This is a genomic window from Endozoicomonas sp. G2_1, assembly GCF_017744155.1.
GTDB lineage: Bacteria > Pseudomonadota > Gammaproteobacteria > Enterobacterales > Alteromonadaceae > JAGHQT01.
In genome coordinates this window covers 370,460-394,105 of the sequence record NZ_JAGHQT010000002.1, presented here as the reverse complement: position 1 = coordinate 394,105, position 23,646 = coordinate 370,460, and the positions used below count along the sequence as shown (strand labels likewise).

21 protein-coding genes are annotated in these 23,646 nt (G+C 43.3%); 11 read left to right on the top strand and 10 right to left on the bottom strand.

Annotation, left to right across the window (positions count from 1 at the left end; genetic code table 11):
- Positions 1 to 12: 12 nt before the first annotated feature.
- The 3 genes from J7384_RS04820 to J7384_RS04810 all read left to right on the top strand — a co-directional run bounded on the left by J7384_RS04820 (position 13) and on the right by J7384_RS04810 (position 6,701).
- Positions 13 to 978, top strand: a complete 966-nt coding sequence (locus tag J7384_RS04820) for a FecR domain-containing protein (protein ID WP_209111736.1) — start codon at positions 13 to 15, stop codon at positions 976 to 978.
- A 164-nt stretch (positions 979 to 1,142) separates the two neighbouring features.
- The gene (locus tag J7384_RS04815; protein WP_209111735.1) at positions 1,143 to 3,899 is read left to right on the top strand and encodes a TonB-dependent receptor; all 2,757 of its coding nucleotides are present in this window, start codon (positions 1,143 to 1,145) and stop codon (positions 3,897 to 3,899) included.
- 45 nt (positions 3,900 to 3,944) lie between these two features.
- Entirely contained in the window at positions 3,945 to 6,701 is a 2,757-nt protein-coding gene (locus J7384_RS04810) for a hypothetical protein (RefSeq protein ID WP_209111734.1), read from the top strand.
- A gap of 205 nt (positions 6,702 to 6,906) precedes the next feature.
- Here the strand turns inward: J7384_RS04810 and J7384_RS04805 are convergent, their stop codons facing one another.
- Positions 6,907 to 7,080: an oxidoreductase-like domain-containing protein gene (locus J7384_RS04805; protein ID WP_209111733.1), complete on the bottom strand. Its 174-nt coding sequence runs from the start codon at positions 7,078 to 7,080 to the stop codon at positions 6,907 to 6,909.
- Positions 7,081 to 7,224: 144 nt separating this feature from the next.
- Positions 7,225 to 8,160, bottom strand: a complete 936-nt coding sequence (mdh, locus tag J7384_RS04800; RefSeq protein WP_209111732.1) for a malate dehydrogenase — start codon at positions 8,158 to 8,160, stop codon at positions 7,225 to 7,227.
- Between the two features lie 191 nt (positions 8,161 to 8,351).
- Between mdh and argR the strand changes: the two genes are divergently transcribed.
- Positions 8,352 to 8,825 carry a transcriptional regulator ArgR gene (gene argR / locus J7384_RS04795; protein WP_209111731.1) on the top strand — a complete coding sequence of 158 codons (474 nt, stop codon included), beginning with the start codon at positions 8,352 to 8,354 and terminating at the stop codon, positions 8,823 to 8,825.
- 23 nt (positions 8,826 to 8,848) lie between these two features.
- On the opposite strand, the gene J7384_RS04790 is transcribed toward argR, so the two are convergent.
- The 3 genes from J7384_RS04790 to glnK all read right to left on the bottom strand — a co-directional run bounded on the left by J7384_RS04790 (position 8,849) and on the right by glnK (position 11,632).
- On the bottom strand, positions 8,849 to 9,817 hold the full coding sequence (locus J7384_RS04790) for a Dyp-type peroxidase (protein ID WP_209111730.1): 969 nt from the start codon (positions 9,815 to 9,817) through the stop codon (positions 8,849 to 8,851).
- A gap of 176 nt (positions 9,818 to 9,993) precedes the next feature.
- Positions 9,994 to 11,238: an ammonium transporter gene (locus tag J7384_RS04785; RefSeq protein WP_209111729.1), complete on the bottom strand. Its 1,245-nt coding sequence runs from the start codon at positions 11,236 to 11,238 to the stop codon at positions 9,994 to 9,996.
- 55 nt (positions 11,239 to 11,293) lie between these two features.
- Positions 11,294 to 11,632: a P-II family nitrogen regulator gene (gene glnK, locus J7384_RS04780; RefSeq protein ID WP_209111728.1), complete on the bottom strand. Its 339-nt coding sequence runs from the start codon at positions 11,630 to 11,632 to the stop codon at positions 11,294 to 11,296.
- Between the two features lie 350 nt (positions 11,633 to 11,982).
- Here glnK and J7384_RS04775 point away from each other — a divergent pair, with 350 nt between their 5' ends.
- Genes J7384_RS04775 through J7384_RS04765 form a run of 3 tightly spaced genes read left to right on the top strand, consistent with a single transcriptional unit; the run spans position 11,983 to position 13,922 of the window.
- Positions 11,983 to 12,585 carry an energy transducer TonB gene (locus J7384_RS04775; RefSeq protein ID WP_209111727.1) on the top strand — a complete coding sequence of 201 codons (603 nt, stop codon included), beginning with the start codon at positions 11,983 to 11,985 and terminating at the stop codon, positions 12,583 to 12,585.
- 21 nt (positions 12,586 to 12,606) lie between these two features.
- Positions 12,607 to 13,194, top strand: coding sequence for a sigma-70 family RNA polymerase sigma factor (locus J7384_RS04770; protein WP_209111726.1), 588 nt, complete (start codon positions 12,607 to 12,609; stop codon positions 13,192 to 13,194).
- Entirely contained in the window at positions 13,191 to 13,922 is a 732-nt protein-coding gene (locus tag J7384_RS04765; RefSeq protein WP_209111725.1) for a TonB family protein, read from the top strand. The genes J7384_RS04770 and J7384_RS04765 overlap by 4 nt, the downstream gene beginning before the upstream one ends.
- Before the next feature lie 73 nt (positions 13,923 to 13,995).
- On the opposite strand, the gene ggt is transcribed toward J7384_RS04765, so the two are convergent.
- From ggt to aroQ, 5 genes are all read right to left on the bottom strand, one after another.
- A complete protein-coding gene (gene ggt / locus J7384_RS04760) occupies positions 13,996 to 15,765 on the bottom strand; it encodes a gamma-glutamyltransferase (protein WP_209111724.1) in 1,770 nt (589 codons plus the stop codon).
- Positions 15,766 to 15,921: 156 nt separating this feature from the next.
- Positions 15,922 to 17,238 carry a diaminopimelate decarboxylase gene (locus J7384_RS04755; RefSeq protein WP_209111723.1) on the bottom strand — a complete coding sequence of 439 codons (1,317 nt, stop codon included), beginning with the start codon at positions 17,236 to 17,238 and terminating at the stop codon, positions 15,922 to 15,924.
- A gap of 258 nt (positions 17,239 to 17,496) precedes the next feature.
- Positions 17,497 to 18,843 carry an acetyl-CoA carboxylase biotin carboxylase subunit gene (accC, locus tag J7384_RS04750; protein ID WP_209111722.1) on the bottom strand — a complete coding sequence of 449 codons (1,347 nt, stop codon included), beginning with the start codon at positions 18,841 to 18,843 and terminating at the stop codon, positions 17,497 to 17,499.
- A 24-nt stretch (positions 18,844 to 18,867) separates the two neighbouring features.
- Positions 18,868 to 19,317, bottom strand: a complete 450-nt coding sequence (gene accB / locus J7384_RS04745; protein WP_209111721.1) for an acetyl-CoA carboxylase biotin carboxyl carrier protein — start codon at positions 19,315 to 19,317, stop codon at positions 18,868 to 18,870.
- 27 nt (positions 19,318 to 19,344) lie between these two features.
- Complete coding sequence (gene aroQ, locus J7384_RS04740; protein WP_209111720.1) at positions 19,345 to 19,809, bottom strand: type II 3-dehydroquinate dehydratase; 465 nt, start codon at positions 19,807 to 19,809, stop codon at positions 19,345 to 19,347.
- A 341-nt stretch (positions 19,810 to 20,150) separates the two neighbouring features.
- Between aroQ and J7384_RS04735 the strand changes: the two genes are divergently transcribed.
- The 4 genes from J7384_RS04735 (at position 20,151) to J7384_RS04720 (ending at position 23,646) form a co-directional block, all read left to right on the top strand.
- Complete coding sequence (locus J7384_RS04735; RefSeq protein ID WP_209111719.1) at positions 20,151 to 20,576, top strand: hypothetical protein; 426 nt, start codon at positions 20,151 to 20,153, stop codon at positions 20,574 to 20,576.
- Positions 20,554 to 21,771, top strand: a complete 1,218-nt coding sequence (locus J7384_RS04730) for a hypothetical protein (RefSeq protein WP_209111718.1) — start codon at positions 20,554 to 20,556, stop codon at positions 21,769 to 21,771. Before J7384_RS04735 ends, J7384_RS04730 begins: the two co-directional genes overlap by 23 nt.
- A 410-nt stretch (positions 21,772 to 22,181) precedes the next feature.
- Entirely contained in the window at positions 22,182 to 22,466 is a 285-nt protein-coding gene (locus tag J7384_RS04725; RefSeq protein WP_209111717.1) for a hypothetical protein, read from the top strand.
- The gene (locus J7384_RS04720) at positions 22,444 to 23,646 is read left to right on the top strand and encodes a hypothetical protein (RefSeq protein WP_209111716.1); all 1,203 of its coding nucleotides are present in this window, start codon (positions 22,444 to 22,446) and stop codon (positions 23,644 to 23,646) included. The genes J7384_RS04725 and J7384_RS04720 overlap by 23 nt, the downstream gene beginning before the upstream one ends.

The following is a 23,646-nucleotide window of genomic DNA, read 5'->3' as shown; positions in this document are numbered from 1 at the left end:
TGAGTAAATAAAATGGCGGTAAAAAAAGTACCCGAAAATATTGTTCAGCAGGCGATAGCTTGGCATATTCGATTGGCGTCGAGCCAACAGCAGAGCACTGATGTAGAAGCTTGCAATCATTGGCGCGCTCAGCATACCGATCACGAACTCGCTTGGCAACGACTGCTGGAGATGGATAGCACCTTTGCTCAAGTTGCTGATCAAGCGCCGACCTTAGCTCAATCAATTTTATTAAAAACAGACAGCGATTACAGATCTGTGAATCGACGCCAAGCACTAAAAGTTATGGCGAGGTCTGCAATGACGGTCGCTGTGGTTTCAGGTATTGCCTATCAGCAAGGAGCTATCGATTATTTGGGCGCTGACTACGTTGCGTACAGCGCATCAAAGTTCTATTTGTTACAAGACAACAGTGAGCTTTGGCTAAATAAAAATAGTGCAGCTAAGCTCAATTTTAGTTCGTCCAGCCGCCAGTTGGACCTGAGTCGTGGAGAATTAAAGCTCAATGCGGTGGCAGAGCATCGCCCTTTTAGTATTCAGTTGCCCTTTGTCAAAATAAGCAGCCAGCAAGCAAGCTTTTTTGTCCGGCACCACGACGAAGAGGTCATTGTTCAGGTTATGGATGGTAGTGTCTCTGTTAATCATTTGTCCCAAAATAGATTTGATATAAAGGCCGGGCAGAGTTATCGCGTTGGCGCTCACTCAGTGCAATTGCTCGACAATAAAATGTTTGACTATAGCAGCTGGGTTGATGGAATTTTCTCCGTCCGCAATATGCCTTTATCGGCGCTGTTAGCTGAACTCTCGAATTATCGTTCGGGTTTTTTGCGCTGTGCCCCCAGTTTAGCTGAGCACCTTGTTTCAGGTGTTTACCAACTTAGTGATACCGATCTTATTTTGAAAACACTCGCCTTATCAGCACAGGCTGAAGTTAGATATCTCACTCGTTGGTGGACTGAAATAATCCCGAGTAGATAAACGTTTAATCGATAAAAATAATCAACACAAACGCGCTTTCTTTTGACCGTTGTACATCATTTTTTCAACAAAAAACTTTATTAAAAATAATTCTCATTTAGTTTACGGCTTTTGGTTTTTTGTTCGGCTTAATAGGTATATCAACAAAAACTGGATAGAACTCAATGCGCTTTGCAGCGATAAAGCCGATTAAATTTGTCATTCATTTTATCTTTGTGTGTTTGTTATTAAACACAATAACCGTGTACGCAGAGCAAGCGAGTAAACTACTGATTCAATTTGATTTACCCGCTGGTGAGCTTGGTGATGTACTCAATTTGTATTCGCGCCAAGCGGGCGTCACTTTATCTTATGAAGAGCGAATTGTTCAAGGTATCAAAGTGCCAGCGAACAATGGCAATTACAGCGCAGAAGCAATGTTGTTTTCACTGCTGAATAGTACCAATTTATTGCCAGTGAAAGTGGCTGATAACGCTTGGCTTATTCAAGATAGAGGCCAGCAAAGTATTACAACATTGGAAACTATTCAAGTTGAAAGTCGTCGCGACCAAGTAAAAGACAAAGCCTATCGCGAGTCAGCGTCAGTAAATGTGTTAACTCAAGAAAACATTGAGCGCTTTCGGGGGACAAGTGTTGGTGACATTTTTCAAGGTATTCCTGGCGTTTTAATTAGTGAAAACCGAAATTCAGGCGGTTTAGATGTCAATATTCGCGGTATGCAAGGGCAAGGCAGAGTCCCTGTATTGATAGATGGTAGTCGTCAAGAAACGACTGTCTATAGAGGTTACTCAGGAGTGTCTAGTCGCAGCTATATTGATCCTGACTTGATTGGAAATTTACAAATTAGTAAAGGGCCAGTAATGACAGCTCAAGGCACGGGTGCAACGGGTGGCTTGGTTAGTGTTAATACATTGTCTGTCGCTGATATTGTTAAACCCGGCGAAGACTTGGGCTTTCGTCTAAGAGCTTCTGGTATAGGCAATAGTTCATCAGCACCAGCGCCGGGTACATATGCCGGCTATCACCTGCCGGGTACGCCTTTGACACCAGATCAAAATGCGGTTCGATTAAATAATCAATTGTCACGAGTTGTCTATCGTTCTGATTGCCGTTTTGCTCAAGATTGTCCAACAAGTTACCTGATGCCAGAGCGATTTGCACCAGAGCAGGGCATGGATAGACCTGCGCTGTTTGAGTTTTCTGATTACGCAGCTAGTTTTGCCGCGGCTAAACGCTTTGATTGGGGCGATGTTGTCGCCGCGTATGCCAAACGTGAGCAAGGCAATTACTATGCAGGTACTAAAGGTACAGTGCCAGTAGTTCACGTTAATGAGCCAATCAAATTGCCTTTTTACACTGAAACTTTAGTGACGTTGAACGGTGTCGCTCGTTTTCGTGCTGGTGAACGAGTTGCCAATACCAACTTTAGCAGTGAGTCGTTATTGCTGAAATCTAGTGTTTATCTGCCCGACGATCAAAGTTTAGAGTTTAGTTATATTCGCTACGATAGCGACTATGGTGAAATGATGCCATCGCAAATTCGCGGCTTTGGACAAATTCGTCAATGGCTTAACAGTGAAGTGCTTAACCAAACCTATACCGCTCGTTATCGCTGGCAACCAGTCGAGTATGATTGGGCTGATCTGAAGATAAACTTATGGCACACCAATGCAATCACTGATTTAAACACGCCGTCTGTTGGTTCAATTGAACTTGCTGACAATATCGCCCGCACTGACGACTATCAGCGTTGGGGCATTGATATTGCCAATACTATGTTGTTTTATCCCATCGGGGAACTCAAGTTTGATTATGGTCTTGCTGGTCAGTGGGAAGATATGGATAACAACACCCCAGAGGCTGATAGTGGTTTTTACGCTGGCTCTCGCAGAGGTTGGCGTAGAGAATTTAGCGCTTTTACTCATTTAAGTTGGCAGCCGTGGCAAGACTGGACATTCGCTGCAGGCCTGCGTTACACCCATTTTAGTGCTAAAGACAATAATCCAATCGATGACCTCACACCAGAGCATCCAGCTTGTCAATCAGACGGCAATAGCGGCTGTTTGCCAGTAACTTATCGCAATAGCCAATCTGGTGGCGCGCCATCGTTTACTGTGACTTGGGAACCATTGGCTGGCTTACAGTTTTATTTACGTCACGCTCAAGCGTTGAGAATGCCGAGTTTATTCGAGAGCAGTTCAGGTTTGTCGGTAAGTCCTGCGTTGGATATTACTCTGAAACCTGAGCACGCTAAGAACAGCGAATTTGGTATTAATTACTTAGCGAGTCAAGTCTTCAATGACAGCGATAAATTTAGAGTCAAATCAGCGTATTTTGCTAATCACGTTGATGATTATTTGACTCGCACCGGCTTGAATGCTTTTGAAACACCGAGATCATCAACAGATTTCTTCCGTTTACGCAATATTGACAGTCTTGACTTACGCGGTATTGAATTTGACCTAAGTTACGATGCTACGACTTGGTTGTTCGAGCTTAAAGGCACAAAATATAGCCATATTGAAGTCTGTAATGTTGCTAGTTATGTTCGCTATTACTGCACTGACTGGGGCTTAAATCAAAGTTACTTCAATAACATGATACCACCGAATTGGCACGCTAGTGCTCATGTAGGTGCGCGTTTGTTCGATCAAATCTTAGAGCTTGGTCTGCGTGCAACCTTAATGGGTAAGCGCAATAGAATTCCTCAATACAATGCAAGACCAGGTTTTAACAGACCTGTGTTATGGGAAAATTATCGGGTTTTCGATCTCTATGCCAATTATCAAATCACTCCTGATGTTGCTGTCGATCTCACTATCGACAACATTACCGATCGCTATTACCTCGATGCTTTGAGTTTAGGGCTAGTACCGGCTCCAGGCCGCACAGCAAGGCTGAGCGTTAATCTACAGTTTTAACTCTTCGCTTTAGACATTCACTTTAGAAATTAGATGGAGAACTTTATGAAACGAATAATTGGCCTTTGGGCCATATTTGCCTTATCACTTGTGCTTAGCGCTTGTGGTGGCGGTGGCGGCTCTAGTGCGCAAACACCGGCGGCAAAACCTACCGCTAGTATTAGCATGCAATCTCCGGCGAGTAAGAGCTTTTCGCTCAAAGATGGTGCAGTTACTGTGACCCTTGATGGTTCGAAAAGTACTACGCCAAATAATGGCACTATGACTTATGCTTGGGAAATAGCCAGCCGTCCTGACAACAGCCAAGCAACTTTGACCAGTGCTGATGGTAAAACAACAGGTTTTATCGCAGACGTAGCCGGTGATTATATCGTTAGTTTGGTGGTTAAAGACGGCGTTGAAACTAGCGCCGTTAATCGCTTTACTGTAACGGCAACTGACGCTGTACCAGTGCCTAAGCCAACCGCTTCAATTGACATACAAGCACCTGCGCAAAGTACGTTTTCACTGAAAGATGGTGCCGTTAAAGTAAACCTTGATGGTAGCAAAAGTGAGAGTCCTCGCGGTGGCAATGTTAGCTACTTGTGGGAGTTAATTGCTGCGCCTGATTTAAGTATTGCAGCGCTAACTAGCGCTAACACGAATGCTACAGAGTTCACTGCTGATGTTGCCGGTGAATATATTATCAGCTTAATTGTTGACGATGGCACGGCTAAAAGTGACGTTAGTCGAGTGACTATCACGGCGACTAGTCCGGTACCTGTTGCTCATACTGAAACCGTTCACAGTGCTGTATTGGGGACCAAGTCGATTAGCTTGGATGCGAGAAAAAGTACATTGCCTACAGGTGAAACGGGTGAACTCACTTATCAGTGGACACTGACGAACAAACCCGAAAATAGCGATGGCCACATCACTAACGCTGATAAGGCACTAGCAAACCTAGTGATTGATCTTGAAGGTGAATATAGAGTTGCTCTGGTTGTTAAATTTGGTGACGTAGAGAGTCAGCCAGTTGAGATCAAAGCAACGGTTGCATCGGGTAACGCACAACCGGTTGCCAAGGCTGATGATATTACGATTAAACTTGGCCAAGAAGCCGTGCTCGATGGCAGCGCTAGTAGCGACCCTGAAGGTAAGAGGTTGCAATACCGTTGGCAGTGGACGCATAGCCCTGTTGAGCCAGACGAAAATCCAGTACCTGAGCTTGTTGACGGAAAAAAATCAATTGCCCGTTTTACCCCGAAAGCGGTCGGTGAATATAAGTTAACCTTTTTTGTCTTCGATGGTAACCGCAAGAGTGACGAAAAGGAAATTACTGTTAAAGTTGAAAAAGACACCAATGCAACCACAAACCAATTGCCCGTAGGTAACCTAGTAGCAACGGGTTATTACCCCTCATATAGTATCGGTGAACAAGAGCTGGGTTTACGTGCTAACTTTGAATTTGTTGGCTACGACCCAGAAGGTGAACCACTGCAAATTGTTAGTGCTGAGCTCATAGAGAAGCCAGCAGGCAGTTCTGCCCAGTTAGTTAATATTGGCAGTTGGGCTCCGCTGGGTAAAAAAATTCAAAAACTGGATAAGCTTGGTGATTATCGAGTTCGTATGACGGTATCAGACGGTGTTAATGAGTTGGTTTCAGAAGCCACAATGACAGCGCGCATCGGGCAAGTAAATGGCCAACCGTCTACTCGCGGTGTTGATGTTCAAGCTAAATCTGTATTGTTGGGACAAGCGCTAGTTTTTGATGCTTCAAGCCGTGACCCTAACGATGATCCGATGACTTTTCATTGGGAATTAGTCGACAAGCCAGATAACAGTAACGCTAAAATCGAGCCGATCGTAGAACCAAATAGCGGAGAGTTGCGCAGAGCACGTGTCCTAACTGATGCTCCGGGCTCATATACCGCGCGATTGATTGTTGAAGACGATCGCGGTTTACGCGCCAAGTCTTATGAGCAAGATACCGGCTTTGCTAAGTTATCAAACAGTAAGCCTGAAATTCGTTCTGTGGTATGGGCGCGCAATTGGGGACGTTTAAAGCCGGGCGAAAATTACTATCAGATTTTGACTTGTATGTCTTTATTGCACCGCCCAATCGTAGTTGATCCTGACGGTGATGAAATTGATATCTTTAAGCACACTCGAAATGAGTTAGTGACTACCCCTGAAGGCGGTACTTTCACAAGTTCATCATCGGCGAAAGCAGCTGATTGTCCTGATGCTCGTGGTCAAGTGTTTACTAAGCCTGGTACATATGTCTTCCGTTACTACGCCAGTGACTTGATTGAAGATGCCGATCCATATGACTTTGTTGTACAAGTGGATGACGTTGCCAATGCCAAAGGTGTGCGCTTACGCAGCTTAAATTCTCGAGATCAGAGCTTGTGGTACCCGTTGCCTTATGAGAACAAGCCGCCATATGGCAATGTCTTTAGACCTACGACTCGTCCGATTGAAGACGATCAAGCTATTCGTTGGTCACTTGAAGCTACCGATGGCGACTACACCATAGAAAACGTTAAGGTAAGCCATATTAACGGTGGCTTAAAAGACTTAACGCCTTACTTTGAGGGATTAGAAGAGGGACAAGTGATTAAAAAAGGCGAATCGCTAGAATTTAAGACTTGGATGCGAGCAATTCCATGTGTGCGCACCGATATTAAAGGTGAAGGTTTCCACTTTTCTTTTAATATTAAAGAAATTCCAGAAATTACTTTTGTTTACGAAAACTGGCTGGGGGCAAGCAGCAGCCGATTCAGTAGATGGAAACAATGTGAACCTGGTCAAATAAACTAATGAAATCTTAGTGTTGATTGAGCAGTATCGAGATTTTTATCCGATACTGCTTTTTTCAGTATATACCTAGGGTAGTTCAAGGTGTTTTTATTAGCTGTAATTTATAGCGAGTTTGACAATATGCTGATTGCTAATGATATTTTTAGTTCGCTTAAGACACCGTTGTGAACAGAGTAGCTTTTAAGTTATTACCCAATACTGGCAGTTATTTTGATGGTGTTTGTTCTTGCTTTGCCAACGCTTCCTTACGGGCTGCTTCGGCAATACGCCATTTTTTTAGTTCGGCGTAGTAGTGATCCCATACGCATGGGCAACAAGCGCCTCCGCCGCAGCAATCGTCGTCAGCAGGTGGTTGTGGTTTTGGGTTAATTGTGGTCATTTTTTTCGAGCTGTTTGCGTAATATAGCGCTATTTTAAAACAAAAACCTCAAAGTAAAAATCTCAAAACCCAAACCTTAAATAAAAAAGAGGATCGCAATGCGATCCTCTTTTATATTTTATAATGATTGATGTTATTAAGGGGTTAGCCGTTAATAAAATCAACACCTTCTTGGATATCTTTGTTAAGTGTCGCAAGCATGTCGTCTTTTGCTTTTTGCTCAAACGCGCTTAACTCACCGTATGGTAAAATTTCAACGATACCGTCTTTACCTAGGCGAACTGGGTGTGCGAAGTAAGGCGCGTCACCGTTTTCAATGTCAACGTAAGCGTAGTCAACCACTTCTTCACCTTGAAGGCCTTTAACAAGTGATAAACAGAAACGAGCTGCCGCTTGACCCATAGAAAGCGTCGCACTACCGCCACCTGCTTTTGCTTCAACAACTTCAGTACCTGCGTTTTGGATGCGTGGCGTTAAACTCGCAACTTCTTCGTCAGTGAAGCTAGCGCCTTCTACTTGAGAAAGTAGTGGTAAGATAGTCGTACCTGAGTGACCACCGATAACTGGTACTTTCACTTGGCTAACATCTAGGCCTTTTAATTCAGCAACGAATGCTTCAGAACGAATCACATCAAGCGTTGTTACACCGAATACGCGGTTCTTGTCGTAAGTGCCCGCTTTTTTGAATACTTCAGCAACAATTGGCACAGTGCCGTTAACAGGGTTAGTGATAACACCAACAAGTGCTTTTGGACAGTTTGCAACAATGCCTTCAGCAAGTGTTTTAACGATACCAGCGTTAACGGCAAATAAGTCAGCGCGGTCCATACCTGGCTTACGTGGCATACCAGCAGGAATAATAACAATATCAGCACCAGATAAAGCAGGAGCTAAGTCGTCAGCGCCGTAACCTTTTACGTCAACAGCAGTAGGGATGTGTGATAAGTCAACAGCAACACCCGGAACAACAGGGGCAACGTCGTATAGTGCTAGTTCAGAGCCAGCTGGTAATTGAGTTTTAAGTAGTAAAGATAACGCTTGGCCGATACCACCAGCAGCGCCTAATACAGCAACTTTCATTTGAATGTCTCCGGAATTGAGTAATTACGTAAAATCTGCCGCCAAAACTTAACGCATCTAATGGAAAAAAACAATGAATATATTAACGGCTCTGTGCTGTTTTATGGAATAATAACTATGGATAAAATGAATACTTATCGAATTAATTTAGATAAGTAACTTAGATTAAAGTAACAGCGTAACCATAGATTATGTCAGCACAACAAAAACAAGAAGCTTTGATACAAGCCTTTAAAGAATTATTGAAACAGGAACAGTTTGGTTCGCAAGGGGATATTGTTAACGCCCTTAAAGCGCAGGGTTTTGACAATATCAGCCAGTCAAAAGTGTCGCGCATGTTGAGTAAGTACGGCGCTGTTCGCACCCGCAATGCACGTCAAGAAATGGTTTACTGCTTACCGGCAGAGCTCGGTGTACCAACGGCTAAAAGCCCGTTAAAGCAATTGGTGTTAGATATTGAACACAATGATGTCATGATCATTATTCGCACCAGTCCAGGTGCCGCGCAGTTAATTGCTCGTTTACTGGATAGTTTGAGCAAGAAAGACGGCGTGTTGGGTACCATTGCCGGTGATGACACTATTTTTATTGCTCCGACCGATACCAAAGATATTAAAAAGACTATCGTCAAACTTGAATTATTGTTCTTGAAGAACCTTTCTTAAAACGTTTGTAAAAGAGCAGGGTACTAATCCTGCTCTTTACTGTCTTCACTCACTTCTTGGTGAGTTTCTTTATCGGCCAAACTGGCTAAAAAGTTCAAACTTGGGGCAAAGAACGCCGCACCGGTCTCTGCTTGGGTGTATTTGAGTAAGTGATCAAAATGACCGTGATCATCACTGTGAACCATGGCTTTTAGCATTAGCTCGAATGGTTTGGCGGAGTGGCAGTAGGAAACAAAAAATAAGCCCTGATGCTTAACGTCACCGTAAGGCATACTTTGGCGCAGTATCTCTATACTATTACCGTCATCATCCTTTAAGTTGACTCTTTTAATATGTGCCGTCGCGGGTTTGTCTTCGCTGGCGTATTCAATGTTATCAATTTTAGTTCGGCCAATGGTATCTTCTTGTTCTTTTTGCTCAAGGGTATTCCACAAGCGCATATTGTGTCGATAGCGTTGAATATGTAAATAACTGCCGGCAGCAAACGCTTGGTCTTGATCATCACTAACTAGTGCGACTTTGCGACGATGCTGACCTTGCGGGTTTTCAGTTCCGTCGACAAATCCAGTTAAATCGCGCCCGTCTAAATAGCGAAATGAACGCACTTGTTCAATTAACTCAACGCTGTCGCCGAGTAATGAGCACACCTTCTCACTGACAATGTGATTAACGTCAGCGCGATCACTGCGAATTTCGATGTATAAATCGTAGCTCATGGCGGGGGCAAAGCGATCATCACAGGCCATTGCTGAAAACGGTTTTAACTCTTTTGGTCGGCCATTTGGTGAGAGTTCGTCCCAGTAGGTTGCGCCAATGGCAATGACACCGGTTAAGTTAGATTCCGAGAAACGGTCGGCGTAGTGGTCAAACAGTTCAGGTAAACTTGCGAGTGCTTGACGAATGTAACGATTGTTATCGTCAATGACATTGAATAATAAATAGTAACCGTGCAGGTTGGGTTCCGCACAAACGCCAAATTGCTCTCTCGCCATCTTAACTTTCTTTTTATTTTGTTGTCATTAATTTGATTTTATATGGTTTTTCAACAATCTGCTACGAGGATTTATGCGATTATGACTCATAGCTTTTACTGCGACAGATGCAACAAAGCCCAGCTAAATAGTTAGCTGGGCTTTGTTTTAGTTTACTGAGTAAAGTTTAGCGGTGATTAGCTTTTTACTGAAACGAACTCAGGGTAAGCTTCAATACCACAGTCTGACTTATCAACACCGTTGTATTCCTCTTCTTCACTTACGCGGATACCCATAGTTTTCTTCAATACAGCCCATACGATGATGCTTGCTGCAAATACCCAAGCGAAGATAACTGCACAGCCGTATAGTTGAGTTAAGAAGCTTGCATCGCTGTTGTTTAATGGCACAACCATAACGCCGAAGAAACCAACAACACCGTGAACTGAAATTGCGCCTACTGGGTCGTCAATTTTTACTTTGTCTAAGCCAACAATTGAGAATACTACAATAACACCTGCAACCGCGCCGATTAAGCTAGCAGCAATTGGTGATGGTGACAATGGGTCAGCAGTAATTGCCACCAAGCCAGCTAATGCACCGTTTAGAATCATGGTTAAGTCAGCTTTGCCCCAGAATGTTTTATTCAATAGTAACGCGGCTACTGCACCAGCAGCGGCAGCGGCATTAGTGTTTAAGAAGATTTGACCAACAGCAGTTGCATTTTCTGTATTTGATAGGGCTAATTGAGAACCACCGTTAAAACCAAACCAACCCATCCACAAGATAAAAGTACCTAAGGTTGCTAAAGGCATGTTAGCACCAGGAATTGGTTGAACTTCACCGTTCTTACCGTACTTGCCTTTACGAGCGCCTAATAATAAGACACCAGCAAGCGCTGCGGCAGCACCGGCCATGTGAACAATGCCTGAACCTGCGAAATCACTAAAGCCAGCTTCTGATAAGAAACCACCACCCCATGTCCAGTAGCCTTCAATAGGGTAGATAAACGCGGTTAATACCACAGTGAAGGTTAAAAATGCCCATAATTTCATGCGCTCAGCAACTGCACCCGAGACGATTGACATTGCCGTAGCAACGAATACAACTTGGAAGAAGAAGTCAGACTCTAGTGAGTGATCAGCATCAGCTGCTTGACTGCCAATTAAGCTACCAAAGCTTGGGATAATGCCACCTTCGGCGTTATCAACATACATGATGTTGTAACCAACTAATAAGAACATGACGCAAGCAATCGCGTATAAACAAATGTTCTTGGTTAAAATTTCAGTGGTGTTTTTAGAGCGAACCAAGCCTGCTTCAAGCATGGCAAAGCCCGCCGCCATCCACATAACAAGGGCACCTGAAATCAGGAAATAAAAAGTGTCTAAGGCGAACCTGAGTTCAGTGACACTAGTTGATACTTTTGCTAACTCTTCCATCTGGAAATCCTCTTACTAATTTTATTATTCTTTTATCTTTGCGTTATCTCTGAGACTAAATAGCTTCGCTGTCCAATTCGCCAGTACGAATACGCACAGCTTGTTGCAGGTCGTAAACGAAAATTTTACCGTCGCCGATTTTGCCGGTGTAGGCCGCTTTAGAAATGGCTTCAACGAGGCGCTCAACGACGTCTTCGTTAACGGCGATTTCCAATTTAACTTTTGGTAGGAAATCGACTTGATATTCGGCGCCGCGATAAAGTTCGGTGTGGCCCTTTTGACGGCCAAAACCTTTAACTTCGCTAACGGTTAACCCTTCAACACCGATTTCTGAAATTGCTTCTCTAACGTCGTCAAGCTTAAATGGTTTTATAATTGCACTGACTAATTTCATTATTATATCTCCTAGAGTATTTGCGTAAATTAATCCAATCCCTGTGCCATGGTTTTAAAATCAATGTTTTTCAATGTCTTAAGTTGGTTTTACGATTTTGTTTATGGGGTTTTGCACTATTTTGGTGCGCGAATTGTGTGGGCTTGCTTAGTGTTTGTGCACAGACTTTGCGCATTGTGTTTTACAGCTAAGTTTTTAATAAAAAATCTTTTTAAATTTATTTAACCCCTTTTTTTTATCCGCAGCGTTTCTATTAATAACCACTGCGGTGAGTTACCGGAATGAACGCCGATAGTGGTGAGAAACAGGCCGTTTCACTTGACACTATTTTTTTAACTGAGGGGATAAATATGACTAAATACATTCCAGTTACCGGCCTTGCGGGCGTAATAACTTTTGCACTATTCACTTTTATGGCATTTCTGGTTGCGGAAAAAATGTCACCGACCATTGTTGATGATCCGACACCTGTGATTACCATCGCGCAAACGCCTGATATCAGCAAAGCAATTCCTAGAGTGAAGTCGTTACCTGAGAAACCACCAGTACCGCAGCCAATGAAGCCAAGTGTTACTGATGTAGAACCGACGGGGACTGATTATGATTTTTCGGTTGATGTGCCAAGAGTTTCAACCGGAGGCATAGGTGATGACATTGGTCCGAGCTTTACCATGACTGATGGCGACGCTAGGCCAATTGTCAGGGTTGATCCTAAATATCCGATTGACGCTGCCCGTGACGGTAAAGAAGGTTGGGTGATCTTGTCTTTTAACATCAATAAATTAGGTGAAGTGACCAATATTGCTATTGTCGACGCTGAGCCTAAGCGGACATTTAACAAGGCAGCGAAACAAGCGCTGAGAAAATGGAAGTATCGCGCTAAAATAGTTGATGGTAAGCCAGTCGAACAGCACAATTTAAGTGTACAATTAGACTTTAAATTAGATGCGTAAATAAATATTCAAGGAAAAGGTTTGAAGTTACCGTCAATGATAAAAGGCTGGTTTAATAATAGTAGCTCTCCTGAGCTACTATTACAGCGTTATATTGAGACTCAGCAGCAGAGCTATTTAACATCTCTTGTTGAGCTGTTTAACGACAATCTTTACCACTATTTATTAACGCAATCTGACGCTGAATTGGCGAAAGACGTCCTACAAACAACTTGGCTAAAAGTAATGACCAAAGCTGCTTGTTTTCAACCTCAGCATCCCAATAGCGGCTCGCAACCTAGCGTTAAGGCTTGGTTGTTTAGTATTGCGAGAAATAGCTTGATTGACGAACTGCGCAAGTTAAGCCGCTGGCAATTTGAACAACTTGAGCAGGAACACATAGTTAGTGAAAATTTGCTGGATAGCATTGCCTCAGAACAAACACTCGCCCGCTTCAACCGGTTATTGGAGTCATTGCCTTTTCATCAAAAGGAGGCCTTTGTTTTACAGCAAGAGGGTTTTAGTTTAGTGGAAATAGCACTGTTGACTGGCGTTGAGCACGAAACGGTAAAAAGCCGACTTCGCTACGCGCGTAATTTTATTAAACGTTATTTGGAAAAAAAACAATGAGTGCTGAACACGACGATCAGTTAGCTAAGCTGTATCAAGCGCGCAAGCAAAGTATTGTTGCGCCAACGCCACAACTTGAGCAACAAGTCTCGCCGACTAAACCCAAAGATGGCGGCTGGTTAAAAACGCTGGCCTTGCTAGGCAGTGCGACTACGGCATCGTTTGGTGTTTTTGCGTTAGTGAGTTACTTAGCCAAGCCTCCTTCAGTTGCACCTGACGTGAAGGCTGGAGTTAGCCAAATGCAAGTAGTAACAGCTAAGCAAAATCGAGTCACTAAGCAAGACAGTTTGCCTGTGGTACCGCCATTACCCGATTTACCTGCGCAGCCATCATTACCAACTCAGCCAAACTTAATTAAGCCTGAGGCTAGCGAGAGTGTTACCAGTGAACCTATTGACACTATAGTGTCGACTAATGATATCGCCGGCGCCAATATTCCACGTGTACATTGGTCTGAAGACAGTGCTGCACCAACCCTTATTCGCAAGGTATTGCCCCAATATGACCAGCAATCTCTGAGTAAAAAACTTGAGGGTAAAGTGGTGTTTAGCTATCAAGTTAATAGCACCGGTGAAGTGACAGATATCGTGATTGAGTCGACTAGTGCTCGTAAACCATTGCAAATAGCAGCGCGAAAAGCGTTAAAGCAGTGGCAATATCAGGCGTCTAAAAACGCCAGTAGTGGGACTCGCTATCAAGTTGAGTTTGATTTTTCTTTACAGCAATAAGCGCAATAAAAAAGAGCGCATGTTGAGTGCGCTCTTTAAGTTGGATAAGTAGATTTTTAGCATTAAACGCAGACTATTTTACCGCGACGGTGCCAGCATCTGGACGTCTTGGGTCTGATACACCGAAGAACTTACCATCTTTATACATAATTGATTGTACGCTACCCATGGTACGGCCATCTTTGACGTTTTGACCTTTAGCTTTTAACAACTTGATTGTGTCTGGGCTAAAGCCCGGCTCAAGTTCAAGTTGGTCAGGTAACCATTGATGGTGAATACGCGGCGCGTGAACGGCTTGAGCGATATTCATATCGTGGTCCATAACGTTGATCAGCACTTGTAAAACGGTCGTAATAATGCGGCTGCCACCTGGGCTACCGGTAATAACAAAAGGACGATCATCTTTGAAAATCATGGTTGGCGTCATTGAACTCAATGGACGTTTAGTCGGTTGAATGGCGTTGGCTTCGCCGCCAATTAAACCAAAACCGTTAGGAACACCTGGCTTTGATGAAAAGTCATCCATTTCGTTGTTCATTAAGATGCCAGTACCTGGAATCACAATGCCTGAGCCGTATGAAAAATTTAACGTGTAAGTATTGGATACTGCGTTACCTTGGGCATCCATCACCGAAAAGTGAGTCGTGTCTGGGCTCTCATAAGGTGCTGGGTTGCCCGGCTTAATCGCTGTTGATGGCGTCGCTTTGCTTAGAGATATTTTGTCAGCAAGCTCTTTTGCATAGGCTTTACTGGTTAGGCCTTTAATTGGTACCTCGAAGTGATCTGGATCGCCGAGATATTCACTGCGGTCAGCATAGGCAAGCTTCATCGCTTCAGTAATCGCTTGAATACTGTCGGCGCTGCCGTAACCCATTTTTGCCAGTGGGAAGTGTTCCAAAATATTGAGCATTTGTGCTACGTGAACACCGCCAGAACTAGTCGGTGGCATTGAAACTACCTCGTAACCGCGATAGTTTGTCGTGACCGCTTCGCGTTCAGCAACCTTGTAGTTAGCTAAGTCTTTCAGCGTGATTAAGCCACCGTGCTTTTTCATATCAGCAGCAATCTTTTTCGCGATTTCACCACGGTAGAATGCTTGAGGACCGTTTTTCGCAAGTTGCTTCAAGCTCCATGCTAAGTCGGGCTGCACTAATACTTCACCCGGCTCGTAAGGTACGCCCTTAGCTTTGTAATAAGCATTGGCAGTAGCTTGATTTGCCGTTAACCACTTGTGACGACTTTTTAAATTTTCAGCCAGGTCGTAAGAAACTAAAATACCTTGCTCAGCTAGCTTAATTGACGGTTTTACCACGTCTTGCCAACTCATAGTGCCGTACTTTTTAAGCGCGTGAGATAAGCCCGCCACTGTGCCTGGAACACCTGAAGATGCGTGGCTAAAGCGAGCTTTTTGGTTATCAACATCGCCGTTCTTATCTAAAAACATATCGCGATGAGCGGCAGCTGGCGCCATCTCACGGTAGTCGATGGCAACGGTCTTGTCTTGTTCGGCTAAATAAACCAACATAAAACCACCACCGCCTAAGTTACCGGCACGTGGCAAGGTCACTGCAAGGGCAATACCTGTTGCTACTGCTGCGTCGATGGCGTTGCCACCTTGACGTAGGATCTCTGCACCTACTTGGCTAGCCAGCATACGCTGACTTGACACCATACCGCCTTCACCAATCACTGGGTGATGAATGGTGTTGTAACGAATAATGGCGTTGCTTTCGTTAACATGACTCGCTGCTTGCAATTGTAGTGGTGCGCTGATTAAGGTGACAGCAAGCGCTGAGCCTAGTATCGATTTGTTCAATAGTGTTTTTAAGAGATTTTTTTTCATTGGATAAAACCTATTGTGAGCATAAAATAAAAAGGTGAATCAGTTAGCTGATTCACCTTTTTGGTATGTGGGGTGAACAGTACGCCACCTCAATGTGATTCGTTAATGTTATACTATCACATTAACGTGTGGCGACAATGTTTAACCAAGATTAATTTAGCCGATTAACGCCATCATTGATTCAAGCGTTTGTTGGGCGCGATATTCTTCTAACTCGAGAGTACCGTCTTTTTCTTCATAGCCGTAAACAGCCGATGCTGGTAGTGAGTTGTAGAAAAACGGGTTAGAGAAATAGTAAGCGCCAGTGTCGTGAATAACAACACAGTCACCGCTGTTCAATTTTGGCAATTGACGTTGATGCGCGATGACATCACCAGCGAAACAACACGGGCCAGCGACGTCTTGTTCAATAACGTCTGACGTTTTGTGGTTACCATCAGCATCGAATGCTGACAGTCTTAGTGGCCAAGACTCGGGCATAAAGATGGTACGAGCTGCTATTTGAGCACCGGCGTGACTAGTGGCAATATGACGTCCGCCGCTGTTTTTAGCATATTCAATACGGGCTAAAATGGCACCGTTTTTCGCCATTACCGCACGGCCAAATTCAGTTTTAACACGGAATTCGCCAGTGAATAAATCTGGTACATTTTCTTTCAAAAATTCAGCGTAGTCGGCGAACGTTGGAGTAATTTCTTCTGTTTCAAAGTTAACGCGTAAACCACCACCCATATCGACTGATACGATGCGTTGTTCACCTGCACGCTCATTGACTTCTTTTGCCAGTGCAATAATTTTATTTATACCTTCAGCGATTAACTCAAACGGACAACCTTGAGAACCAACGTGAGTGTGCACCGTGCGCATCCAAGGATTGGCTAAGTAATCTTGAATAATACGTTCGCGATTACCTTCATCTTCAAGTGGTACACCAAACTTTGAGTGTTGGCCGGCAGTACTCATTGCTTTAATTTTACCGCTACCCACTTGTGGGTTGATTCGGTAACCAACTTCACCGTCGTAACCGTCGGCGAGCAATTCTTTTACGCGCGCCATTTCTTCAAAGTTGTCAACGTGTAGCGTTGCGCCAATGGCAACAACTTCTTTCATCGCGTGTAAGGTTTTGGCTGGTTCGTCAAAGACGATTTCGCTACCGGTAAAGCCTGCGCCAAGTGCTTGCTTTAGCTCACCCGGGCTAGCCGTTTCTGCGCGCATACCATTTTCGCGCAATAGCTTTAATACCGACGACATACCGTTTGCTTTTACTGCAAAGTGATGCTCAAAGTGGTCGGGAAAGGCTTGTTTCAACGAGGCAACGGTTTGTCGAACACCAGCAATATCAATAAAGCCAACAACGGGCTTCTCTTCGGTTAACAAACCTTTCGCAATAGCAGTTTTTACTAGTGGTGCATTGGCGGCTGCCACTGCAATCTCCCTGTCACCATAGCCATTTTGAAATGTCATCTCGCTCATTTTTATACCTTTTTTTATTGTTATGTCGTCGTTTTTTACTTTGTATTTAGTTGTTCAAACAACCAGAAAGTTCGCCGACATTTGATAAATTGTTATTTGATTATGGCGAAAATGTTATCAATAGCCATTGACAGTGATTAAGTTAACTATAACTTTCGGCTATGAATGCGGGTTTTTTGCACTATCTCAAATAAAAAAGCCTAGTTTAATAAAATTAAACTAGGCTTAGTGGTTTTCGCTTAATTAACGAATATTGTCTTATTCTTCTTCAGCAAGTTTTTTCTCTAGGTAGTGAATGTTGGCACCACCGTTAACAAAACCTTGGTCAGATAAAATATCTTTGTGTAGTGCGATGTTGGTCTTAATACCATCAACCACTAATTCGTTAAGTGCGTTACGCATACGCGCAATAGCGACATCGCGGTTATCACCGTATGAGATCAGTTTACCAACCATTGAATCGTAATAAGGCGGTACTGAATAATCAGCGTATATGTGAGAATCCCAGCGCACACCCATGCCACCCGGCGGATGGAAACGAGTAATTTTACCCGGTGAAGGGATAAAGGTACGTGGATCTTCGGCATTAATACGACACTCGATAGCATGGCCATTAATTTTGATATCGTCTTGGGTGTAAGACAATGGCTGACCAGCAGCAACGCGCAATTGCTCTTTGATTAAGTCAACACCGGTGATCATTTCGGTAACCGGGTGCTCAACTTGAATACGAGTATTCATTTCAATGAAATAGAACTCGCCATTTTCGTACAAGAATTCAAAGGTACCTGCACCGCGATAGTCAATCTCGATACAAGCATTACAACAGCGCTCACCAATTTTGGCGCGCATTTCTGGTGTAATACCTGGAGCCGGAGCTTCTTCAACAACTTTTTGGTGACGACGTTGCATTGAACAGTCACGCTCACCTAAGTGAATAGCATTACCTTGGCCATCAGCGATTACTTGAATTTCAACATGACGAGGGTTTTCAAGGAATTTCTCCATGTAAACCATGTCGTTGTTGAATGCTGAGCGAGCTTCAGCTTTGGTTAATTGAATCGCTTCAATAAGCTCTGACTCTTCGCGAACAACGCGCATACCTCGACCACCGCCGCCACCTGATGCCTTGATGATGACAGGGTAACCAATACGCTTACCGTGTGCTAGGTTGACTTCGGCATCGTCAGTTAATGGCCCGTCTGAACCCGGTACACAAGGTACACCGGCAGACTTCATTGCTTGAATTGCGGCAACTTTGTCACCCATGATGCGGATGCTATCAGCTTTTGGACCGATAAAAGTAAAGCCAGATTGTTCAACTTGCTCAGCGAAATCGGCATTTTCGGCTAAAAAGCCGTAGCCAGGGTGAATAGCAACGGCATTGGTTACTTCGGCAGCCGTTAAAATGCTTGGAATATCCAAATAACTTTCTGTTGCTGGTGGCTTACCAATACAGATGGTTTCATCTGCTAGCAATACGTGTTTAAGGTTTTTATCGGCAGTTGAGTGCACTGCGACTGTTTTTATACCGAGCTCTTTACACGCGCGCAGTATGCGTAGTGCAATTTCTCCTCGGTTAGCGATAACGACTTTTTCTAACATGGAATTACCCTTACTTAGTTGGGCTTATTCAATGACGAATAGCGGTTGGTCAAATTCAATAGCGTCTTCGTTTTTCGCTAGAATTTCTTTGATAACACCCGACTTGTCAGCTTCGATTTGGTTCATCATTTTCATTGCTTCAACGATACACAAAGTGTCACCGGCGTTAACGTGTTGACCTACTTCAACAAATGCTGGTGCATCTGGTGAAGCTGCTGAATAGAAAGTACCAACCATAGGTGAGCGAACAATATGACCTGATAATGCAGGTGCCGCTGCTTCTGCTGGAGCGCTTGCCACAGGTGCTGCTGGCGCAGCAGCAGGGATTGCTTGAACTACTGGAGCAGCTGGCGCAGTTACTACGGCACCACCACGGCTGATGCGAACAGACTCTTCACCTTCAGCAATTTCTAATTCATTGATACCTGACTCTTCTACCAATTCGATCAGTTTTTTAATTTTGCGAATATCCATTGGAACACCTTAACTTTGTTTATTAGTTTAGTTGCTTTGGCAACTGTTAGTTGTTAATTGGTTTACTGCAGCGGTCAAGGCAAATTGATAACCTTGAGCACCTAAACCACAGATAACGCCTTTGGCGACATCTGATAAATAAGAGTGTTGTCTAAATGGCTCACGGGCGTGAACATTAGACAAGTGAACTTCAATAAAAGGAATGCTCACTGATAACAGAGCATCTCTCAAAGCAACACTGGTATGAGTAAATGCTGCTGGATTGATAATGATAAAATCAATTTGTTGATGTGCTTGGTGAATCGCGTTAATCAAATCAGCTTCAGAATTTGATTGAAAGTGACTGAGTTCAACTGAAAGTGTTGCACTAATTTTGGTCAAGTCGTCGATAATATCGGCGAGCGTTTGGCTGCCGTAAAGCGCTGGTTCACGCTTGCCTAGCATGTTTAGGTTTGGACCATTTAGAACTAAAATCTTATATTTTGCAGTCATCTTCGGTAAAAATGTTTCTATCTATTGTTTTTTCTTCATGTTTACATACAACAAGCAAAAATCAAAAGAAAAATTAAGTTTTATCAATATTCCTACAGATTATAGCTTTTTCGCAGTATTTCGCAGCAAAATACTGGTCTAATCAGCTGCAAGGTTTATTTTTGACCATTTTTTTGGGGATGTTGTAAAAAATAATGACACTTGTTATTGTGTTGTAAATGCATAACAAAAAAGAAAAACAACGCAAAACTTCGCGTGCTTTCAAAAAGGTTTATCACAGGCTGCAAGTAAAATGATAATGATAGTAGTATTTCTTGCAAACCCTAATACAGAGGCGCTAGATGGTTAAGGTACTTATCTTAGCGATCTGTATGCTGTTTAGCATCACTCACACTCATGCCAGTGCGGCGGTACAGGTGATCATCAATAGCAGTATGAAACTTGATTCACTCACTACGACGCAGCTTCGGCGAATATATTCAATGCGTCAGTCGGTTTGGCCTAACGGCCAACCTATTACTGTTTATGCGTTGCCAAGATCACATCCCACTCATCAAGTATTTAGTAAAAAAACATTAAAGATATTCCCTTATCAGCTCGATAGAGTATGGAATAAGCTTGTTTTTTCAGGCACAGGTAAAAAACCTATTATTGTTGATACCCAGGCGCAGCTACTCGAGGCAGTGAGTAGCACAGAAGGTGCGATAGGTTATATTGATAACATGGAAATTAAGGATGCAGTCAATGTTGTTAACGTTCATAAATAAGGGAAGAACTCATACCTGTAGGCAGCTACTAGCGCTGTTTTCTACTTTGGCTTTATATAGCCCAATGAGCAATGCTAACAAAAATTTTGATTGGCATGGCTTTATTGCTCAAGGTTTAATTCAAAGTTCAGACAGTGATTTTGTCAATAATGACGGTGATTTATCAACTGAGCTTACCGAAGTCGGTGTCAATGCTAGCTACCAACTAACACCTACGCTAAGAGCAACTGGGCAACTCGCTTACATCAATGGCGGCAATCGATTGAGTGAAGGGGTTAAGCTCGATTATTTATTACTTGATTGGACGGCATTTAACAACCTTGATTGGCAGGTTAATTTTTATTTAGGACGAATTAAAAATAACCATTGGCTGTATTCTAGTATTCGCGATGTGCCGGTTGATCGCCCGAGTATTGTGTTACCGCAGTCCATATACTTTGATGGCTTTCGCGATACTGCCATTGGCGGTGATGGCGCGGCAATGAACGTAAGTTACAGCGATGAAAAACTCGGCGAGTTTGATTTTAGCGTGAGCTCCGGACCCACTGAGCTATCAAGTAAGCAAGTGATGACCTTACTCGGAGAATTTGCACAAGGAGAGCTTGAACACGATGATGACCGGCAAGCCAGTTTTTATTGGCAGCCCAGTTTGTCAAATTGGCGTTTTGGTGTTGTTGGCCTCGATAGTAAATTTACCTATTTGTCTGAACAGCAAGATATTTTTGTAGATGGCTGGCTAGTCGTTCAGCGTTTGATGGTTAACGCCATCTACCAAGGTGAAAACTGGGAGTTTAGTTCAGAACTCATCCAGGAGCGTTTGAATCAAGAAGGTTTCTTCTCGTCAAATTTTGTTATTGATGTCAAAGGGCAAGGTGGCTTTGTACAAGCAAGGTATCATATTAGTGATAGGCTGCGCTTTTTAGCGCGTTACGAGAGATATTTTGGCAACAAAGATGACAAAGATGGCTCGCAAATCGTCGCATTGTCTGGCGGCCGTATTCCAGCATACTTCGGTTATCAACATGATGCTACCATCGGGCTTACTTTTGATGTTTTAGATAATTTAAGACTACAAATAGAGCAACACTGGGTACAGGGCACGGCTCGTTTAACGCCCGTGGTGGCGCCGAATGTTGAACTCAATGATAGTGAATTTTGGCAAATTTCTGCTGCTCAATTGATCTATTGGTTCTAGTAGAAATAATTTGAGTTATAACTCGAGAAAATAGTAAGAATCTGTAATATCATAAGCACTTAGATGGAAATTTCTAATACTTACTGATATAAATAATAGTAGGTTTTAGCGATATGTTAGATTGCGTTTAATGCATTTGTTTATTAACAAGCGAATGTAGAACAATAGTAGTTGACAAGACATTGTCTTGTTTGTTGATTCGGTTGATCTAGTTAGTGTTTTTTCGCCGTTTGTTGTAATGAAGTTTTTTCTTGGTTAACAAGGATATAGTTATTAAACGTTTGCCTTTCTTAATCATATTTGGCTTTTGCTCATTGCTTAGCCCAATGACCCATGCTGTGGAAGTAATTACACACCGTGGTCTAGATGTTGACGCCTTGTCAACGACGCAGTTGCGGCGAATTTATTCCATGCGCCAATCGGTATGGCCGAGTGGCGAAGCTATTGTTGTCTATGTCCTACCTAGTGAACACCAAGTCCATAAAGCATTTAGTCGCGAAGTTTTAAAGATATTTCCCTACCAACTCGATAGAATCTGGAATAAGCTAGTATTTTCGGGTGTGGGCAAAAAGCCCATTGTTGTCGATTCACCTGAAGCATTGCTCGAAGCAGTAAAAACTACGCCGGGTGCAATTGGTTATACGCCGATGCTGAATTCTCAGGAAAGTATAAGTGTTGTTAAAATTAATCAATAAGCATAAGTTTACAGTGGCCGCTGTTGGCGTGCTACTAAGCAGTATGAGCTATGCTGATGAGCAGAGTTTTGTTTGGCATGGCTATATTTCTCAAGGTGTTGTTCAGAGCGAGAATAGCAACTTTATCAATGACGATGGTGACCTGTCATTTGAATTGACTGAGCTTGGTATTAATGGCTCTTATCAAATATCACCGAGCTTAAGAGCAACAAGTCAGGTGACCTATATCAATGGTGGCAATCGATTAAGTGATGGTGCCCGGTTAGACTATTTACTGCTTGATTGGGCGGCAGTTAACACCTTTGATTGGCAGGTAAATCTGTATTTAGGGCGAACCAAAAGCTATAACCTACTTCATTCTAGTACCCGTGACGTGCCTATGGTACGCCCGAGTATTATCTTGCCACAATCTGTTTACTTTGATGCTTTTCGCGATACTGGTATCGGTGGCGATGGTGCTGTGCTCGCTGCTAGTTATTCCTCGTCAAAATACGGTGAATTTGATTTTACGTTAGGGTCAGGGCCGACCCAATTAACAACAAAGCAAACTAAAACTTTGCTGGGAGAGTTAGCAGAAGGCGATTTAGATCACAGAAAAGATCTACAACTTGCACTTTACTGGCGACCTATTGATAGCAATTGGCAGTATGGTATCGCTTTACTCGACGCAGCTTTTCAATACAAGGCCTCTGAATTTGATCGCGTTTATCAAAGCGGCAGATTTATTATCGAGCGCGCTAATATTAATGCGATGTATCAAGGTGAGCACTGGGAATTTGTCACCGAGCTTAATTACAGTCGTTTGATTATTAATGACTTTATTGCACCGGGCTTTTTTAGAGACAGTGTCGGTCAAGGCTTTTATTCGCAGGTGCGTTATCACTTAACCGATAAAACCCGTTTGTTAGCGAGATACGAGCGCTTCTACAGCAATCGAGATGACAAAAATGGCAGTTTAGCGTCTGCGGCAACGGGTGGGCGCGTACCAAGTTATTTTGGTTTCCACAACGATGTCACAGCTGGCATTAGTTATGATGTTGCCGACAACCTGCGCTTGCAGTTGGAGCACCACTGGGTTAAAGGTGGTGCTCGTTTAGCTCCAGCATTGACGCCTAACGTTGAGCTCAATGACAGTGAGTATTGGCGTGTTTGGGCCGCTCAACTAACTTACTGGTTCTAA

Coding starts and splice junctions, on each gene's coding strand:
- J7384_RS04820 (WP_209111736.1), top strand. CDS start 13: ATGGCGGTAAAAAAAGTACCCGAAAATATTGTTCAGCAGGCGATAGCT.
- J7384_RS04815 (WP_209111735.1), top strand. CDS start 1,143: ATGCGCTTTGCAGCGATAAAGCCGATTAAATTTGTCATTCATTTTATC.
- J7384_RS04810 (WP_209111734.1), top strand. CDS start 3,945: ATGAAACGAATAATTGGCCTTTGGGCCATATTTGCCTTATCACTTGTG.
- J7384_RS04805 (WP_209111733.1), bottom strand. CDS start 7,080: ATGACCACAATTAACCCAAAACCACAACCACCTGCTGACGACGATTGC.
- mdh (WP_209111732.1), bottom strand. CDS start 8,160: ATGAAAGTTGCTGTATTAGGCGCTGCTGGTGGTATCGGCCAAGCGTTA.
- argR (WP_209111731.1), top strand. CDS start 8,352: ATGTCAGCACAACAAAAACAAGAAGCTTTGATACAAGCCTTTAAAGAA.
- J7384_RS04790 (WP_209111730.1), bottom strand. CDS start 9,817: ATGGCGAGAGAGCAATTTGGCGTTTGTGCGGAACCCAACCTGCACGGT.
- J7384_RS04785 (WP_209111729.1), bottom strand. CDS start 11,238: ATGGAAGAGTTAGCAAAAGTATCAACTAGTGTCACTGAACTCAGGTTC.
- glnK (WP_209111728.1), bottom strand. CDS start 11,632: ATGAAATTAGTCAGTGCAATTATAAAACCATTTAAGCTTGACGACGTT.
- J7384_RS04775 (WP_209111727.1), top strand. CDS start 11,983: ATGACTAAATACATTCCAGTTACCGGCCTTGCGGGCGTAATAACTTTT.
- J7384_RS04765 (WP_209111725.1), top strand. CDS start 13,191: ATGAGTGCTGAACACGACGATCAGTTAGCTAAGCTGTATCAAGCGCGC.
- ggt (WP_209111724.1), bottom strand. CDS start 15,765: ATGAAAAAAAATCTCTTAAAAACACTATTGAACAAATCGATACTAGGC.
- J7384_RS04755 (WP_209111723.1), bottom strand. CDS start 17,238: ATGAGCGAGATGACATTTCAAAATGGCTATGGTGACAGGGAGATTGCA.
- accC (WP_209111722.1), bottom strand. CDS start 18,843: ATGTTAGAAAAAGTCGTTATCGCTAACCGAGGAGAAATTGCACTACGC.
- accB (WP_209111721.1), bottom strand. CDS start 19,317: ATGGATATTCGCAAAATTAAAAAACTGATCGAATTGGTAGAAGAGTCA.
- aroQ (WP_209111720.1), bottom strand. CDS start 19,809: ATGACTGCAAAATATAAGATTTTAGTTCTAAATGGTCCAAACCTAAAC.
- J7384_RS04735 (WP_209111719.1), top strand. CDS start 20,151: ATGGTTAAGGTACTTATCTTAGCGATCTGTATGCTGTTTAGCATCACT.
- J7384_RS04730 (WP_209111718.1), top strand. CDS start 20,554: ATGTTGTTAACGTTCATAAATAAGGGAAGAACTCATACCTGTAGGCAG.
- J7384_RS04725 (WP_209111717.1), top strand. CDS start 22,182: ATGCGCCAATCGGTATGGCCGAGTGGCGAAGCTATTGTTGTCTATGTC.